A 16,404-nucleotide genomic window follows, 5' to 3' on the forward strand; every position below is an offset into this window, starting at 1 on the left:
GTGGTCAGCCGATGCCGAAGCGGTGCTCGGTCGCGCTGGCGAACACCTCGCCGGGGCGCAGCACGGTCGATGCAAATTCCGGTCGGTTCGGCGCATCGGGAAAGTGCTGCGTCTCCAGGCACAGGCCGTCGCCCTGGCGCAGGCTCGCGCCCGCGCTGCCGAGCAGGCTGCCGTCGAGGAAGTTGCCCGAATAGAACTGCACGCCGGGCTCGGTGGTGTGCACGTCCATCACGCGGCCCGAGACTTCGTGGGCGAGGCGTGCGGCCAGGGCCAGCCCGGTACCGCTGCGATCGCCGTCGAGAACCCAGTTGTGGTCGTAGCCATGCGCGCGCAGCAGCTGCTCGTGCCCTTCGCGGATGCGCGCGCCGATGCGTGTCGGCGTGCGGAAATCGAAAGGCGTGCCGGCCACCTCGCCCAGCCCGAGCGGAATGAGCGTGGCATCGACCGGGCAGTAGCGGCTCGCGGGCAGCGTCAGCACATGGTCCATCACCGAGCCGCTGCCGGCGAGGTTGAAGTAGTCGTGGTGGCTCAGGTTCAGCACCGTGGGCCGGTCGGTGGTGGCGCGGTAGTCGATGCGCCAGGTGTTGGCCGTGGCACTCAAGGTGTAGCGCACCGTCAGCTGCACCTCGCCGGGGTAGCCCTCTTCGCCGTCGGCGCTGGTGTAGCGCAGCTCGAGGGCGAGTTCGTGAGGCACCGGCACGATCTCCCAGTAGCGCTTGCCGAAGCTCGTGGCGCCGCCGTGCAGCGTGTTCACGCCGTCGTTCAGGCCCAGCTGGTGAGCGGTGCCATCGAGCGTGAAGCGGCCCGCCGCGATGCGGTTCGCGTAGCGGCCGACGATGGTGCCGAAGTGCGGGTGCGGCTTCAGGTAGTCATCGAGCGAGGGCAAGCCAAGCACCACGTTGGCGCTGCGCCCCTGCCGATCAGGCACGTGCAGCGCGGTGACGATGCCGCCGAGGTTGATGGCGCTCAGGCGCAGGCCGTGGCCATTGTCGAGCGTGTACTCGGTGACGGGCCGGCCGTCGGGCATGGCGCCGAAGGGGCGCGAAGTGAGGGGTTCGATCATCGGGCTTGCGACTGCAGCGCCTCGCGCGCGCACTGCGATGCGGTGCGCAGGCCGATGCGGTCTTTCAGGTCGTGGAAGGTCGGTGGCTCGGCGTCGTGCGTCATCACCTCGACGCGGTGGCCCGCCTTGCCCACCGCGTCGGCAAAGCGCTGCTGCAGCGCGAACGGCGTGTTGCGGTCGCCGGGATTGCCGATGAGCACGATGCGCCGCTGCGGGTCGCGCGGGATGCCGGCCACATGGTCCAGCGGGTCGTAGACCTGCGCGCTGCCCGTGGTGTCGGTGCGTCCGTTCTTCGAGCGGCCGAGCAGCCGCGCGCGCTCCAGCAGGTCGAAGGCGCCCGAGGTGAGCACCGCGCAGGCCACGCGCGTGCGCCCGAGCGTGAGCAGCGCGGCGCCGGCCGTGGCGCCGCCGCTGTGGCCGAAGAGCACCACGCGCTGCAGCCGGTGGCGCTGCATCAGCGCCTCCAGGGCCGCATCGAGCGCATGGAACTCCACCGCCTCGCGCCGCCGGCGGTGGTCGCCCGACGAGCCGTAGGTGCCGGGGCGCGCCATGAAGATCCACGGCATGCCCGCGCGGTCGCTCGCGGCCTGCGCGTCGAGCGTGCGCAGCGGTTCGGTGTTGCCGGGGATGCGCGTGGGCGACAGGTTCATCACGCTGTCGCGGTCGCCCGAGAACTGCACGATGGCGATGCGCGCGTCGTCGATGTCGCGGCTGGCGAAGTAGCGGATGCACGACGGCCCCTCGACCGCCAGCACCCAGAGAAAGCCCGGGCGGTCGGGGCAGTTGGCGCGCACGGCGGGCTGGTTCCAGTGCAGCAGTGCGCCCTCGGCCGACGCGGAGGCCGCCGGCTCGCGCGGCACCGCGGCCTTCGGCGCATCGGCACGCTGCGCGCAGGCCGTCTGCACGAGGGCAAGGAGCACACAGGCCAGGCGCGCGCTCGGGGTCATAGCTTCTGCAACAGTTCGGAGATGAGGCCGAAGTCCGACTGCTGGCGGTCGCCCTTCACCAGCACCAGGTCGCCATCGCGCAGGAACTCGCCGAGGTAGCCGGTGAGCTGTGCCGCGTCTTCGAAGTGCGGGCCGAGCAGCTCGGCCGGCACCTCCTCGCGCAGCCAGCGCATCTCGGCGCCGTGCGTCACGAGGTGCTGGATGCCCGAGGCCAGCAGCGGCGCGGCGAGGCTGCGGTGCATCGCTTCGGCTTCCTTGTCGAGGTTGATGATGCGCCCGAGCACGCCGATCTTGCGCGTCACCGGCCCGTGCGCCGCATGCTGGCAGGTGCGCACGAACTCCATCGCGTTGCGCATCGACATGACCTCGGCGTTCCAGCTGTCGTCGATCAGCGTGGCCTGCACGCCGCCCTGCGTGCGCAGCGGGCGCAGCTGCATCACCGAGGCCGGCAGGCGCACGAAGGGCATGCGCGCGCACGCGGCCTCGGCGTCGAAGCCCAGCGCCAGCAGCGCCGCAAAGGCCAGCGCCGAATTGCGCACCAGCCCGGCGCTCGCGATCGGGAACAGGTACTCGACCGTGCGACCCGGCAGCGCGATGCGCACGCGGCAGCCGCCGTCGGGCTCGGGCCGCGTGTCGACGATGCGGATGTTGGCGTCGGGGCTGCTGCCCACGACCCAGATGGCGCCCGCCGTGCGCGCGGCCGCCCGCACCACCTGCAGCAGGCAGGGGATGTGGTCAGGCACGATGGCCACGCCACCGGGCTCCAGCCCGAGGAAGATGCGCGACTTGAACTCGGCCGTCTGCTCGAGCGTGGCGGTCTGGCGGGTCTGCGACAGGCCGATCTCGGTGAGGATGGCCACGTGCGGGCGCGCCACGAGCGAGATCGGGCCGCGGTCCATCCACAGCGCGCTCTGCGCCATCTCGAGCACGCACACGTCGGCGTCGGCCGCGAGGTTGGCCAGCATCGCCGGCACGCCCACGCGCGAGTTGTAGTTGTCGATGGTGGTGTGCACGCGCGCCGCCTCGGGCAGCAGGTCGCGCAGCATGGCGATGGTGGACGACTTGCCGACCGTGCCGGTCACGCCCACCACGCGGCCCTGGAAGCGCGCACGCGCGGCCACGCCCAGCTCGATCATGGCGCGGATCGGGTCGTCCACCTGCAGCAGCGGGAACGACGGGTCGAGCCCGTCCACCGGGTGCGCGACCACGGCGCCCGCGAGCGCGTGCTGCAGCACGGGCACGTCTTCGTGGCGGTCGGGGTTGTCGGCGCGCGGCTTGCTGTAGTTCTCGTGTTTGGCGAGCGTGCGGTAGTCCGATGCAATGAACAGCGCCGGCTTCGGCAGCCGCGCCATGTGCGTCGGCCCGCGCACCACCGCGTTGACGAACCAGCCCGGCGGCGGCGACACCAGCCACTGCCCGCCGACCACGCGCTGCAGCTCGTCGGCGGTCCACACGGGCGACGGCTGCGCCGGGGCGCCGGGGCGCAGCGCCGCGAGCACGGGCGCCGGGCGCTCGGGCAGCGGCGTCGGAAACTTCGGCACGCGCAGGCCGCACCACACGGGCAGCCGGCGCGCGCCCGGCAGGTCGGGCACGCTGCCGCGCACGCGCACCTCGATCTGCAGCACGTCGTTCTCGAGCAGGCCCAGGCGCGGCGCGCGCAGGCCGTAGCGGTCGCGGTAGATGCGCCCCGGCGTCCAGCGGCTGGTGGGCCACATCCAGTCGCAGGGGTCGTGGTCCATGGCCTCGCCCCAGGCCGGCATGGTGGTGCTGCGCATCGGCAGCGCGCGGAACTGCACGCGCAGGTCGGCGCTCACGGGCGCATCGGCAGTCCAGAACGACTCGACCCACAGCAGGCGCCGCCCGATGATCTGCGTCGGCGCGAGGCGGATGCCCACGAGGCGCAGCGGGCCGAACTGCAGCGGGCGAATCCTGGCGTCCTCGGGCACGGCATCGACCGACCACTCGGGCCGGGCCGCGAGCACGGGGCCGACCAGCGCGGGCGGGCGCGACGCCGACAGCGGCGCCAGCGGCGGGCGCCCGGCCGGCGCGGTGCGTTCGGGCGGCGACAGCTGCAGCGCGCAACGCCCGTCGGGCCGCGCCGTCATCTCGGTGCCGAGCGCGCGGCACAGCTCGGCAAAGCGCGCGCTCGCGGCCTGCGCCGCCTCGCCCGCGAGCTGCTGCGAGAAACCGAAGCCCACGCCCACCGGCGTGAACACCACCTCTTCCACGCCGTGCGGTCCCAGGCGCAGCGAGAACACGCCGGAGTCCGCGAGGTCGTTGCGGATGGCGTCGAACAGCAGGTCGCCCGCGTCGTGCAGGATCGGCCGGCCCTGGTAGACCTCGATGCCCTGCAGCACGTGGGCCGAGGTGCCGAGCACCGCGTCGGCGCCGGCTTCGACGATGGCATGGCCGACGGCGATCTCGGCGCGCGAGGGCGCGGTCTCCAGGTTCTCGCCCCAATGCACGGCCACCAGCACCACGTCGGCTTCATGGCGCGCGGCGGCGATGCGCGGCGCGAGCGTGGCGCGCCATGCCGCCGGGTCGTCGAGCGACAGCCAGGCCGCGCCGGGGCGCTGCGCGGTGGCGGCGAAGCGCGGCTGCGTGGCGTCGAGCGAGAACAGCGCCACGCGCAGCCCACCGGCCTGGCGGAAAGCGGGGCGCAGCGCCGCGTCGAGATCAGGCCCGGTGCCTGCGAAGGCGATGGCGGCGGCGTTGAGCAGCCCGTGCTGCTCCAGCAGCGCCTCGGGGCCGTAATCGCCGCTGTGGTTGTTGGCCGTGGCGACCATGTCGATGCCGGCCTCGGTCAGCACCGCGAGCATCTCGGGCCGCGCACGGTAGTAATAAGGGCCACCCTCGTCCTTCTCGACGCCCTGCTCACCCGTGGTGGCGACCACGCATTCGAGGTTCACGATGCGCAGGTCGGCCTCGCGCAGCGCGGCGATGTCGCCGAGCATGCGGGCGGGGCCGCCGAGGTCGTGCATGCGGTAGTGCTGGCGCCGGCCCAGGTTGACGTCGCCGCCCCACAGCACGATGCCCTCGGCACCGCGCAGTGCGGCCGGCTCGGCCGTGGCCTGCGTGAGCTGCGCGCTCTGCTGCTGCGCCTCGCGCGCCTCGAGCAGCCGGTGGTAGGCCACGTAGCCCGACAGGTAGTGCTCCACGTCGTCGATGCGCACGCGGAAGCTGTGGTGCTTGATGAAGAACGAGCCCGCGATGCGGTCGGGATGGCGGAAGAACATCGCCAGCTCGGGCCAGAAGTGGCCGTTGGCGAGGTAGCGCGCGCGGTGCTCCAGCGCGCGGTCGAACTTGTGGCGATCCAGCCCCGCAAGCAGCGGGCGCAGCGCCGGGTCGGCTTCCAGCCGCAGCACCATCTCGCGCGCGGCCATCATCAGCTCGAGCAGCGTGGGGAAGGTGGTGATGCGCTCCAGCACGAAGTCCAGGTGGCCCGCCATGTTCTGCAGGCCGAACTGGTAGTAGCGCGTTTCGGGCTTGAAGCGCGTGAGTTCGTTGACGCAGTAGCTCAGCCAGTGGTCGTGCGCGCGCCAGTGGCCCGCGGCGATGAAATGCTCGAAGGCCTTCTCGACCACCGCGAGCCAGCGCGCGTCGCGCGTGAGGCCGTACAGCCGCATCAGCCCGAAGGCCGCCTCGCCGTCGTAGTAAATGATGCGGTACGGCTCCTTCACGTCGAGCCCCGGGTGGTTGAGCACGTGCACGAAGCGGCCGGTCTCGGGGTCCTGCATGGAGCGGATGCCCAGCGCCAGCTGCTCCATCAGCGGCTGGTACTGCGCATCGCCGGTGAGCTCGGTGTACTTCACCAGCGCCAGCAGGCACACGGCGTTGCCGCCGAGCTTGATCTCGTTGCCGATGTCGACCAGGAACGCGGCCTGCGTGCCGTCGGCCAGCGTGGCGCGGCGGATGAGGCGCTGGCTCAGGAAGGCCAGCGCGCGGTCGATGGCGGCCTTCTGCACGTCGCTGCGCGTGAGCTCCCAGCCTTCGAGCATGGCGTAGGTGGAGCTGGCGTGGCGCAGCGTGTTGTAGGTGGGAATCGCGCGGTCGAAGCAGGGGAACCAGCCGTAGTGGAACTCGCCCGTGGGCTTGACCTGCTCGGCCAGGTAGTCGCTCGCCGAATCGACCAGCGCGCGCACCTGCGCCGCGTTCCAGTCGGTGAGCGTGCGAAAGCCCGCGGCCTGTCCTTCGGCCGTGAGCGGCCAGGCGCCCTCGGCATCGACGTACACGGCGCACGTGGTGAAGCACCACACGGGCACGGCGTCGTCGGTGGGAAAGTCGCGCTCGTCGCCGAAGCGGCGCTTGGTGTGCGTGCGCAGGTTGCCGTTGTTGGGCTCCGCGTGGTCGACCGTGCCGTTGTAGAGCACGGCGCTGCCGTGCATCTCCTGCGCGAGCAGCGCGGTCTCGAAGCGCGCGTCGAGCGCGATGCCTTCGTTGAAGTAGTTGCGCTTGGTCTGCGCCAGCCGCGCCTTCAGTTCGCCCCAGGTCATGGGCGTGGCGTGCTCGACGATCTCCGCGCGCAGCCGTTGCGCGGGCCGCTCGGCGCGCTTCGCCTTCACCGCCAGCGCCTCGGCCGCGGCCTGCCACGCGGCCTCGGTGTCGGGGCCGCGGCCCATGACGACGCGGGCGCGGCTTTCGCCCTCGCCCATCGCGAGGAACACCACGCAGCCGGCCTCGTCGGTGGCGGGCGGGGCCGGGGGCAGCGCCCCGTCCGGGGTGGCCAGGGCCTGCCTGGCGCGGTTCAACAGATCGGCGAGGGGGACGGGAGCTTGGTGAGTCATGCGCCGCGAATGATGACAGGCCACGGCGCGGCCTGCCACTGCGGAAATCCGGGGCGGCGTCGGACCCGGGTCAGACCCGGGTCAGACCCGGGTCAGGCCCAGGCGTCGAACACCGCGCCGCGCACGGCCTCGACCGCCGCCGAGCGCTGGCCACCGGCCGGCGCGATCCAGCACAGCCACGTGTGTGAGCGCCAACCGTTCCAGATCTTCAGTTCGCCCTGGCGTTCGCCCTGCTCGGCCTGGTCCAGCCGCATCAGGCCCGCGCCCATGCCGCTGGCGACCATGCTGCGGATGGCGCTCTCGCCGTCGGCGGTGACGCCCTGGCGGTAGTCGCGCCCGGCCGAGGCGAACAGTTTTTCGAGGTGCGCGCGAAGGATGCACGAGGGTGGCGTGCCGACCCAGGTCAGGTCGGTGAGCTGCGCGAGCGTGAGCTCGGGGTGCGCCTGCGCCACCGCCAGCGGCAGGCCCACGGCCAGGTCGACCACGCCCAGGCGCCGCAGCTCGAAGCCTTCGAGCCGCTCGGCATCGCTGAGCACGTAGGCGCAGTCGAGTTCGCCGCGCTGCACGGCCGCCAGGGTTTCGTACGACAGCCCCTGCTTGAGCTGCAGCGTGACCTGCGGATGCTGCTGCGCCAGCGTGACCAGCACGCTGCCCAGGCGCAGCGCCACCGGATCGACCACCGTGCCGAAGCGCACCACGCCTTGCGCCGCGCCGCGCAGCTGGTCGGCGGCCGACTGCATGCGCATGGCCGAGGCCAGGGTGCGCTCGGCCTCTTCGAGCAGGCGCCGGCCGGCCGCGGTGGGCGACATGCCGCGCGGCGTGCGCTCGAACAGGCGCACGCCGAGTTCGTCTTCGAGCGCCTTGAGCTGCGCGCTGGCGGCCGGGGCGCTGGTGAACACGCGCTCGGCGGCGCGGGTCAGGTTGCCCTCCTTCGCGATGGCGACGAAGGTCTTCAGTTGGTACAGCTCCATGACCGCGGATTGTGAGCGCGTGCGGCGCAGCGGTCCGTTCGCTTTTTCGGAAGCCCCTGTCCAAAGAAACGAATGGCCTTCGCGGCGAGGCGTCCCCATCCTTCAGGCCACGCGCTCCCTCTTTTTTCTTGAAAGGTTTTCCCGTGTCCTCCCCTTCCTCACGCCTGCCGGGCATCGCGGCCCTGCTCTTCGCCACCGCCAGCTGGGGCAGCCTGTTCCTCGTCGGCAAGGGCGTGCTGCAGCACGTGGCGCCGGTGTGGCTCACGCTCATCCGCTACACCCTGTCGGCGCTGGTGTTCGCCGCGCTGCTGGGCCTGCGCGGCAGCGGCGGCTGGCACAAGCTGCGGCGGCATGCGGTGCCGCTGGCGCTGCACGGCTTTGCGGGCTTCGGCGTGTTCAGCATCCTGCTGTTCGTCGGGCTCTCGCACTCGGTGCCCTCGCACGGCGCGGTGCTGATCGCCACCACGCCGATCACCACGCAGCTGCTGCGCTGGTGGCTCGACGGCGTGCGCCCGACGCGCACGACGCTGCTGACCGCCGCGCTGGCGCTGGCCGGCGTGGCCACGGTGGCCGGGCTGCTGTCGCCGGGTGGCGCAGGCCTGTCGCACGACACGCTGCTCGGCGACGCCATCGCCTTCGTCGGCACGCTGGGCTGGGTGGTCTACACGCGCGGCGCGGCGCGCTTCCCGACGCTGGACACGGTGGACTACACCGCGCTCACGGTGCTGGCTTCGTGGCCGCTGCTGCTGGCCGTGGCGGTGGGCATGACCGTGCTGGGCGCATCGCCCGCGCCCGACGCGCAGGGGCTGCGCCTGTCGTGGCAGGTGCTGCTGTACGTGGGGCTGGTGCCGTCAGCACTCGCGGTGCTGGCCTTCAACCACGGCGTGCGCGCGCTCGGCGCGGTCACGGGCACGGCCTTCCTGAACTTCGTGCCGGTGTCGGCGTTGCTGATGGGCGTGGCGCTGGGCAAGCCGCCCGCGACGCACGAGATCGTCGGCGTGGCGATGGTGGTGGTGGCGCTGCTGCTGCATGTGGCGGCAGCGAAGCGCGCGGCGACGCCGGTGGCGCCGGTCCGCGCGTCGGCGCCGGGTCAACGCACCTGCGGCGTCACGCCATGAACATCAGCCCTCGGCGCGGCTGCGCCGGAAGATCGCGTAGTTGCCGTTCGCCATGCCCACGAGCACCTCGCCCACGTACAGCCGCGATTCCAGGTTGGCGACGGTGCGCCCGCGGTTGAGCAGCGTGGTCCTGCAGACGACCTGGCCTTCGAACACGGGCTTGAAGTAGTTCATCTTGATCTCGATGGTGGCGCAGATCTCGCCCGCCTCGAGCGTGGGGTACAGCGCCGTGCCCATGCCCGTGTCGGCCAGCGCATACAGCACGGCGCCGTGCACCACCTCGTGCGGGTTCAGGTGCTGCGGCGCGACGACCAGCGTCATGGTGCTGGCGCCGGCGGTGGCTTGCTCGCAGTGCAGGTCGATCAGTTCGGCGAAGGGGTGTTTCATGGCGACGGGAAATGAACGGACCGGCCGACTGTAGACCGCACGGCCGTCAGTCGCCGAGCGCGCGGTAGAAGTAGGTGGTGCCGCACGGCGTGCCGTCGGGCAGCAGCGCGTAGCCGGGGATGGTGCCCACGCGCTGCCAACCGCAGCGGGTGTACAGCCGCTCGGCCTCGGGGCTGGAGGTGTCGAGCACCAGCAGGGTCTTGCCATGGTCGCGCGCGCGCTGTTCAGCGCCCTTCATCAGCAGCGCGCCGAGGCCGTGGCGGCGTGCGCGGCGGTGCACCAGCATCTTCGCGACCTCGCCGCGGTGCGGCTGGTTCTCGGGCTGCGCCAGCACCAGCTGCACGGTGCCGACGATGCCGGCGTCGTCCTCGGCCACGAGCAGCTCACGTTCGCCGCGCGCCACGCCGTCGGCCACGTGGCGCCAGAAGGCCCGCGCGCGCTCGGGTGTGAGCGGCTGCATGAAGCTCACCGAGGCGCCGCCGTCGACGCAGTCGATGAGCACGTCGGCCAGCGCGTTCAGCTCGGCCTCGCTGACGGAAGAAAGGGCGCGCAGGCGCGGGGTGATGGTGGCAGCAGTCATGGTCATTTCCGGTTGGCGTGAGAAGGCGCGCTGGTGATGACGACCGCGTAGCGCGCCGTCTCGCGGGTGGGGTTGAAGTAGCTCGTCGGCTGGTCGAGCACGAGCGCCAGGCAGTCGCCGGCCTCGAGCCGGTGCTGGGCGTCGCCGACCGCGAGTTCGATGCAGCCTTCGAGCACCCACACCTGCTGGTGGATGCGCGGCTCGCGCGCACCGGTTTCGTAGGCCACGCGCGCGCCGGGCGGAAACAGCACCTCGACGATCTGGATCGGCGAGGCGTCGCCGCCGGCCGAGACGTTGCGGCGCAGGTAGCCCGAATGCGGATCGCGCCATTCGAGCTGGTCGGCGCGGCGCGACACCGGGCTGGCGGTGGGCGCGTCGGACTCGAACAGCGAGGCCAGCGGCACGCCCAGGCCGGTCGCGAGTTTTTCGAGCAGCACGGCCGTCGGGCTGCTCTCGCCGCGCTCGATCAGAGAGATCATGGAGCGGCTGACGCCGCAGTGCGTGGCCAGGGCGTCGAGCGAGAGATCGCGCGCGGCGCGCAGCGCGCGCACACGCTGGGCGATGCGGTCGTTGAGGCTGGGGGGTGACGCTGATTCTTCTTTCATATTGGATTAAATATCCAATGAAATAGAAATTCAGTCAACCCCGGGCTGAAAGCTGGCCGTCTCGGCCGCAGAGACTTGCTCGTCGAAGTGACTGTTCTTTGGAGAAATATTCATGCCGATCGCTGAAATCATCCAACACATCACCACCACCGACGCACCATGAGCGCCAACGATCCCGCCCCCCTGCCCTCGGCCTTCGCCACCTTCGCCGACGGGCCCGCCGCGCCGTCCGCGCTGCGCGCCCGCATCACGGCCGCCTGCCGGCCGCCCGAATCGGAAGCGCTGGCACCGCTGCTCACGCAGGCCCGGCTGCCGGCCGATCAGGCCGCCGAAGCCCACGCCCTGGCCCATCGCATCGCCCACCAGCTGCGCCAGCGCAAAAATGGCGGCGGCCGCTCGGGCCTGGTGCAAGGCCTGCTGCAGGAGTACGCGCTGTCGTCGCAGGAAGGTGTGGCGCTGATGTGCCTGGCCGAGGCGCTGCTGCGCATTCCCGATGCCGACACGCGCGACGCGCTCATCCGCGACAAGATCGCGCAGGGCCAGTGGCAGGCGCACGCGGGGCACAGCCCGTCGGTGTTCGTCAACGCCGCCACGTGGGGCCTGCTGCTCACGGGCAGGCTGGTGGCCACGCACAGCGAGACGGGCCTGTCGGCCACGCTCACGCGGCTGATCGGCAAGGGCGGCGAGCCGCTGATCCGCAAGGGCGTGGACATGGCGATGCGCATGATGGGCGAGCAGTTCGTCACCGGCGAAACCATCGCCCAGGCGCTGGCGCATGCGCGCACGCTCGAGGCGCAGGGCTTTCGCTATTCGTACGACATGCTCGGCGAGGCCGCGCTCACGGCCGACGACGCGCGCCGCTACCGCGCCGCGTATGAAGACGCCATCCACGCCATCGGCCGCGCCTCGAACGGGCGCGGCGTGTACGGCGGGCCGGGCATCTCGATCAAGCTCTCGGCGCTGCACCCGCGCTACAGCCGCGCGCAGTACACGCGCGTGATGGCCGAGCTGTACCCGGTGCTGCGCGACCTGGCGTTGCTGGCGCTGCACTACGACATCGGCCTGAACATCGACGCGGAAGAAGCCGACCGGCTCGAACTCTCGCTCGACCTGCTGGAGCGCCTGTGCTTCGAGCCCGCGCTCGCGGGCTGGCAAGGCATCGGCTTCGTGGTGCAGGGCTACCAGAAGCGCTGCCCCTTCGTGATCGACTGGGTGATCGACCTCGCGCGCCGCAGCGGCCACCGGCTCATGGTGCGCCTGGTGAAGGGCGCCTACTGGGACAGCGAAATCAAGCGCGCGCAGCTCGACGGGCTGGCGGGCTACCCCGTCTACACGCGCAAGGCCTACACCGACGTGTCGTACCTCGCGTGCGCGCGCCGGCTGCTCGATGCGCCCGACGCGGTGTACCCGCAGTTCGCGACGCACAACGCCCACACGCTGGCCGCGATCTACACCATGGCCGACCCGTCGCGCTACACGCCGGGCCAGTACGAGTTCCAGTGCCTGCACGGCATGGGCGAGCCGCTGTACGAGCAGGTGGTGGGCCCGCTCGGGCGGCCCTGCCGCATCTACGCGCCGGTGGGCACGCACGAGACGCTGCTGGCCTACCTGGTGCGGCGGCTGCTGGAGAACGGCGCCAACACCTCGTTCGTGAACCGCATCGCCGACGCGTCGATTCCGCTCGACACGCTGGTGGAAGACCCGGTCGCGACGGTCGAGCGCATGGCTGCGCAGGAAGGCGCGATGGGCCTGCCGCACGCGGCCATTCCGTTGCCGGCCGCGCTCTACGGTGCACAGCGCGCGAACTCGCAAGGCCTCGACCTCGCGAGCGAAGCCACGCTGCATGCGCTCGCCGCCACGCTGCAGGCCAGCGCGAGCGAGCCCTGGCGCGCGGCGCCGATGCTCGCCGCGCCACGCGCAGAAGACGAAGCCGGCCGCAGCTGGGCCGAGGTGCGCAACCCCGCCGACCGCCGCGACCTCGTCGGCCAGGTGCAGGACGCGGTGCCGGGCGACGTGGCCTCGGCCATTGCGCAGGCCGAAGCCGTCGCCGCCGCGTGGGCCGCCACGCCGCCCGCCGAGCGCGCCGCCGCCCTCGACCGTGCCGCCGCATCGCTCGAAGCGCAGCAGCCGCGCCTGCTCGGCCTGTTGATGCGCGAGGCCGGCAAGAGCGGCGCCAACGCCATCGCCGAGGTGCGCGAGGCGGTCGACTTCCTGCGCTACTACGCGGCGCAGGCGCGCACCGACTTCGCCAACGCCACGCACCGCCCGCTCGGGCCGGTGGTGTGCATCAGCCCGTGGAATTTTCCGCTCGCGATCTTCACCGGCCAGGTGGCCGCGGCGCTCGCGGCCGGCAACCCCGTGCTGGCCAAGCCGGCCGAGCAGACGCCGCTGGTCGCCGCCGAAGCGGTGCGCGTGCTGTGGGAGGCCGGCGTGCCGCGCGCGGCGGTGCAGCTGCTGCCGGGGCGCGGCGAGACCGTCGGCGCCGCGCTGGTCGGCGACGCGCGCGTGCAGGGCGTGATGTTCACGGGCTCGACCGAGGTCGCGCGCCTGCTGCAGAAGACGCTGGCTACGCGCCTCGGTGCGCACGGCGCGCCGGTGCCGCTGATCGCCGAGACCGGCGGGCAGAACGCGATGATCGTGGACTCGTCCGCGCTCGTGGAGCAGGTGGTGGCCGACGTGATGGCCTCCGCCTTCGACAGCGCGGGCCAGCGCTGCTCGGCGCTGCGCGTGCTGTGCGTGCAGGAAGAAGCGGCCGACCGCCTCGTGGCGATGCTGCAGGGCGCGATGGCCGAGAGCTGCATCGGCAACCCCGCGCGGCTCGCGGTGGACGTGGGCCCGGTCATCGACGACGAGGCGCGCGACGGCATCGAGCGCCACATCGCCGGCATGCGCGGGCGCGGCCGGCGCGTGTTCCGCCAGGGCCGCGAGTTCGGCCACGACACGCGCCACGGCACCTTCGTGCTGCCCACGCTGGTCGAGCTGGAACACCTGGGCGAGCTGCAGCGCGAGGTGTTCGGCCCCGTGCTGCACCTGCTGCGCTACCGCCGCCGCGACCTGGGCGCGCTCATCGGCCAGATCAACGGCAGCGGCTACGGCCTCACGCTGGGCGTGCACACGCGCATCGACGAGACCATTGCGCAGGTGGTGGCACAGGCGCAGGCCGGCAATGTCTACGTGAACCGCAACATGGTCGGCGCCGTGGTGGGCGTGCAGCCCTTCGGCGGCGAAGGGCTGTCGGGCACCGGGCCGAAGGCCGGCGGGCCGCTGTACATGGCGCGCCTGCTGTCGGCGCGGCCCGACGACGTGCTGGCGCGCGCCGTGGCCGAAGACCGACCCGTGGCACCTGCCAGTGGCCTCGCGGCGCTCGAAGGCTGGGCGCGCGACACGGGCCGCGACGCACTCGCCGCGCAGTGCCGCCGCTTCGCCGGCCTGGCCCACGTGGGCCGTGCACGCACGCTGGCCGGCCCGACCGGCGAGCGCAACGTCTACACGCTGCAGCCGCGCGAAGCCGTGCTGTGCCTCGCCGATGCGCAAGCCGACCGGCTCGTGCAACTGGCGGCGGTGCTGTCGGTCGGCAGCACCGCCATCTGGCCCGCCGATGCGCCCGGCGCGCACGCGCTGTTGGCGGCGCTGCCCGACGAGGCGCGCCACGCGGTCGTGCTCGCCAACGACTGGCGCGCGCCCACCGTGGTCTTCGACGCCGTGCTGCACCACGGCGACGCCGGCCACCTTGCCGGCGTGCTGCAGCAGGTGGCGGCGCGGCCCGGCCCCCTCGTCGGCGTGCGCGGCTTCGCGCCGGGCGACACCGGCATTCCGCTCGAAAGCCTGGTGCTGGAGCGCGCGCTGAGCGTCAACACGGCCGCGGCCGGCGGCAATGCGAGCCTGATGACGATCGGCTGAGCAGGTTCAACGATCGAAGGCTGGGTCGATCGGCACGCGGTAGCCGTTCACCAGCCGGTTCGTCTCGTTCGCCATGCCGACCACGGCCATCAGCTCGGCGAACATGGCCGGCGTCATGCCGGCCTTTTCCGCGCCCGCGTGGTGGCTCGCGATGCAGTAGCCGCAGTTGTTGGTGACGCTCACCGCCAGATAGATCATTTCCTTGACCACCGGGTCGAGCGCGCCCGGCGCCATCACCTCCTTGAGGCTGGCCCAGGTGCGCTTCAGCGTGGCCGGATCGTTGGCCAGGTACTTCCAGAAATTGTTGACGTCGGGCACGTTGCGCGACGCCTTGATGTCGTCGAACACCGCGCGGACCTCGTCGGAAGCGGCGGCGTGCTCGATGGGCTGGGGTTTCATGCGATCTCCTGAAGTGTGAATGTGCGATGCAAAGCAACATTTGCTTTCGGTACCTTCACATTTATTGTGAATTAGGTCCTAGGTTCACGCGCCCTGCGGTTCATACAGTCGAAGCGTCACACATCAAGCGCGCCATCAGGCGCCATCTCAGGGAGAAGAGAGAACCATGGAACACGTCACACAGCACGTGGGGGGCGGTGCGCGCGCCGCATTCGTCTGCAAGAAGAAAACCCGAGGCATCGCGGGCGCCGTGCTCGCACTGGCCGCCGGCCTCGCAGGCCCGTCGGCCTGGGCCGACGTGAGCCTGGGCGGTGCCAGCTACACCACCGGCTCGGGCGCAGTGTGCAGCTCGGGCGGCGCCGGTCCCACGTGGGCCTGCCAGGTGCCCAACGCCAGCGGCGGCTTCGCGCTCATCACCGGCGTGCCGACCGACCCCGTGAACGGCGGCCCCGATGCCGCGGCCTTGCAAGGCATGGTGAGCGGCAACCTCGGCGGCGACGCGCTGCTGCTCGGCGGCACCGCCGCCAAGGCCACCGGCTTCGGCAGCGTGGCGGCGGGCTCCGACGCACGCGCCACCGAAACCTACGCCACCGCCATCGGCTCCACCACCGTGGCCGCGGGCGTCAGCAGCACGGCCGTGGGCAACGTGGCCCAGGCCTTCGGCACCAACGCCACCGCCATCGGCGCCAACAGCACGGCCGTGGCCACCAGCAGCGTCGCCGTGGGCGACCGCGCCACCGCGAGCGACATCAATTCGACCGCGCTCGGCGCCAACACGCAGGCGCGCAAGAAGAGCAGCCTGGCGGCCGGCGACAAGGCGATTGCCGACGGCATCAACGCCGCCGCGCTGGGCGCGAACACGCAGGCACTGGCCGACAGCGCCGTGGCCGTGGGCGACCGCGCCACCGCGGGCGCCGAGTCGGCCGTGGCCGTGGGCCGCCAGAGCACGGCCTCGGCCGCCTCGGCCGTCGCCATCGGCACGGGCGCGACGGCGAGCGCCGTCAATGGCGTGGCACTCGGCGCCGGCGCCACCGCCGACCGCGCAGGCATGAACGGCCAGCAAGAGCGCTTCTCGAACGTCGCCGTGGGCTCCACGCAGGGCGCGGTCTCGGTCGGCAGCGCGGGCGGCGAACGGCAGATCACGAACGTCGCGGGCGGCACGCAGGCGACCGACGCGGTCAACGTGCGCCAGCTGCAGGCCGTGCAGGCCGGCGCGGTCAACTACGTGACCAACGTGGACGGCAGCGTGAACCACAACCAGATCGTGCTGGGCAACGGACAGGCGCCCAACGGCACCACCGTGTCCAACGTGGCGCCCGGCGTGGCCGGCACCGACGCCGTGAACGTCAACCAGCTGAACGCCCAGGGCGCGCAGTGGCGCGACGCCATCCGCGTGAACCAGCGCGACGCCAACGCCGGCACCGCCGGTGCGATGGCCATGGCCGGCATGCCGCAGGCCTACATGCCGGGCAAGAACATGATCGCGGCCGGCATCGCCGGCTACGAGGGCCAGAGCGCCCTCGCGGTCGGCTTCTCGAGCATCTCGGACAACGGCAAGTGGGTGATGAAGTTCACCGGCTCGGCCAACTCGCGCGGCAAGGTCGGCGTCTCGGCCGGCGCGGGCTACCAGTGGTGAGCCGCATGAACCCC

General features: G+C 72.1%; 11 protein-coding genes. 3 read left to right on the top strand and 8 right to left on the bottom strand.

The annotated features are described in order from the left end of the window. Nucleotides 1-4: 4 nt before the first annotated feature. The 4 genes from AC1RLW_RS30005 to AC1RLW_RS30020 all read right to left on the bottom strand — a co-directional run bounded on the left by AC1RLW_RS30005 (nucleotide 5) and on the right by AC1RLW_RS30020 (nucleotide 7,765). Nucleotides 5-1,063 (bottom strand): aldose epimerase family protein, encoded by a 1,059-nt coding sequence (locus tag AC1RLW_RS30005; protein WP_493196102.1) that lies wholly within the window; start codon nucleotides 1,061-1,063, stop codon nucleotides 5-7. After that, complete coding sequence (locus AC1RLW_RS30010; protein WP_493196103.1) at nucleotides 1,060-2,010, bottom strand: alpha/beta hydrolase family protein; 951 nt, start codon at nucleotides 2,008-2,010, stop codon at nucleotides 1,060-1,062. The genes AC1RLW_RS30005 and AC1RLW_RS30010 overlap by 4 nt, the downstream gene beginning before the upstream one ends. Beyond that, the gene (locus tag AC1RLW_RS30015) at nucleotides 2,007-6,794 is read right to left on the bottom strand and encodes a CapA family protein (RefSeq protein ID WP_493196104.1); all 4,788 of its coding nucleotides are present in this window, start codon (nucleotides 6,792-6,794) and stop codon (nucleotides 2,007-2,009) included. The genes AC1RLW_RS30010 and AC1RLW_RS30015 overlap by 4 nt, the downstream gene beginning before the upstream one ends. Nucleotides 6,795-6,886: 92 nt before the next feature. Continuing rightward, nucleotides 6,887-7,765, bottom strand: a complete 879-nt coding sequence (locus tag AC1RLW_RS30020) for a LysR family transcriptional regulator (RefSeq protein ID WP_095948241.1) — start codon at nucleotides 7,763-7,765, stop codon at nucleotides 6,887-6,889. A gap of 143 nt (nucleotides 7,766-7,908) precedes the next feature. On the opposite strand from AC1RLW_RS30020, the gene AC1RLW_RS30025 reads away from it, so the two are divergent. After that, on the top strand, nucleotides 7,909-8,883 hold the full coding sequence (locus AC1RLW_RS30025) for a DMT family transporter (RefSeq protein WP_493196105.1): 975 nt from the start codon (nucleotides 7,909-7,911) through the stop codon (nucleotides 8,881-8,883). 3 nt (nucleotides 8,884-8,886) lie between these two features. Here the strand turns inward: AC1RLW_RS30025 and AC1RLW_RS30030 are convergent, their stop codons facing one another. Genes AC1RLW_RS30030 through AC1RLW_RS30040 form a run of 3 tightly spaced genes read right to left on the bottom strand, consistent with a single transcriptional unit; the run spans nucleotide 8,887 to nucleotide 10,455 of the window. Continuing rightward, the gene (locus AC1RLW_RS30030; protein WP_095743667.1) at nucleotides 8,887-9,270 is read right to left on the bottom strand and encodes a PaaI family thioesterase; all 384 of its coding nucleotides are present in this window, start codon (nucleotides 9,268-9,270) and stop codon (nucleotides 8,887-8,889) included. A 46-nt stretch (nucleotides 9,271-9,316) separates the two neighbouring features. Next, nucleotides 9,317-9,856, bottom strand: coding sequence for a GNAT family N-acetyltransferase (locus AC1RLW_RS30035; RefSeq protein ID WP_493196106.1), 540 nt, complete (start codon nucleotides 9,854-9,856; stop codon nucleotides 9,317-9,319). Then, a complete protein-coding gene (locus tag AC1RLW_RS30040; RefSeq protein WP_493196107.1) occupies nucleotides 9,853-10,455 on the bottom strand; it encodes a helix-turn-helix domain-containing protein in 603 nt (200 codons plus the stop codon). The genes AC1RLW_RS30035 and AC1RLW_RS30040 overlap by 4 nt, the downstream gene beginning before the upstream one ends. A 159-nt stretch (nucleotides 10,456-10,614) precedes the next feature. On the opposite strand from AC1RLW_RS30040, the gene putA reads away from it, so the two are divergent. Next, nucleotides 10,615-14,355: a trifunctional transcriptional regulator/proline dehydrogenase/L-glutamate gamma-semialdehyde dehydrogenase gene (putA, locus tag AC1RLW_RS30045; protein ID WP_493196108.1), complete on the top strand. Its 3,741-nt coding sequence runs from the start codon at nucleotides 10,615-10,617 to the stop codon at nucleotides 14,353-14,355. 6 nt (nucleotides 14,356-14,361) lie between these two features. Here putA and AC1RLW_RS30050 read toward each other — a convergent pair whose 3' ends face one another. Further along, nucleotides 14,362-14,754 carry a carboxymuconolactone decarboxylase family protein gene (locus AC1RLW_RS30050; protein WP_159273919.1) on the bottom strand — a complete coding sequence of 131 codons (393 nt, stop codon included), beginning with the start codon at nucleotides 14,752-14,754 and terminating at the stop codon, nucleotides 14,362-14,364. Nucleotides 14,755-14,920: 166 nt separating this feature from the next. Here AC1RLW_RS30050 and AC1RLW_RS30055 point away from each other — a divergent pair, with 166 nt between their 5' ends. Next, nucleotides 14,921-16,390, top strand: coding sequence for a YadA family autotransporter adhesin (locus AC1RLW_RS30055; protein WP_493196109.1), 1,470 nt, complete (start codon nucleotides 14,921-14,923; stop codon nucleotides 16,388-16,390). Nucleotides 16,391-16,404 lie beyond the last annotated feature (14 nt).

Source organism: Variovorax sp. GW822-FHT04A09 (genome assembly GCF_058801005.1).

Bases quoted from the DNA above. Each gene is read 5' to 3' on its own strand.
- AC1RLW_RS30010 (WP_493196103.1), bottom strand. From the start codon at position 2,010: ATGACCCCGAGCGCGCGCCTGGCCTGTGTGCTCCTTGCCCTCGTGCAG.
- AC1RLW_RS30055 (WP_493196109.1), top strand. From the start codon at position 14,921: ATGGAACACGTCACACAGCACGTGGGGGGCGGTGCGCGCGCCGCATTC.
- AC1RLW_RS30050 (WP_159273919.1), bottom strand. From the start codon at position 14,754: ATGAAACCCCAGCCCATCGAGCACGCCGCCGCTTCCGACGAGGTCCGC.
- AC1RLW_RS30040 (WP_493196107.1), bottom strand. From the start codon at position 10,455: ATGAAAGAAGAATCAGCGTCACCCCCCAGCCTCAACGACCGCATCGCC.
- AC1RLW_RS30020 (WP_095948241.1), bottom strand. From the start codon at position 7,765: ATGGAGCTGTACCAACTGAAGACCTTCGTCGCCATCGCGAAGGAGGGC.
- AC1RLW_RS30015 (WP_493196104.1), bottom strand. From the start codon at position 6,794: ATGACTCACCAAGCTCCCGTCCCCCTCGCCGATCTGTTGAACCGCGCC.
- AC1RLW_RS30005 (WP_493196102.1), bottom strand. From the start codon at position 1,063: ATGATCGAACCCCTCACTTCGCGCCCCTTCGGCGCCATGCCCGACGGC.
- AC1RLW_RS30035 (WP_493196106.1), bottom strand. From the start codon at position 9,856: ATGACCATGACTGCTGCCACCATCACCCCGCGCCTGCGCGCCCTTTCT.
- AC1RLW_RS30030 (WP_095743667.1), bottom strand. From the start codon at position 9,270: ATGAAACACCCCTTCGCCGAACTGATCGACCTGCACTGCGAGCAAGCC.
- putA (WP_493196108.1), top strand. From the start codon at position 10,615: ATGAGCGCCAACGATCCCGCCCCCCTGCCCTCGGCCTTCGCCACCTTC.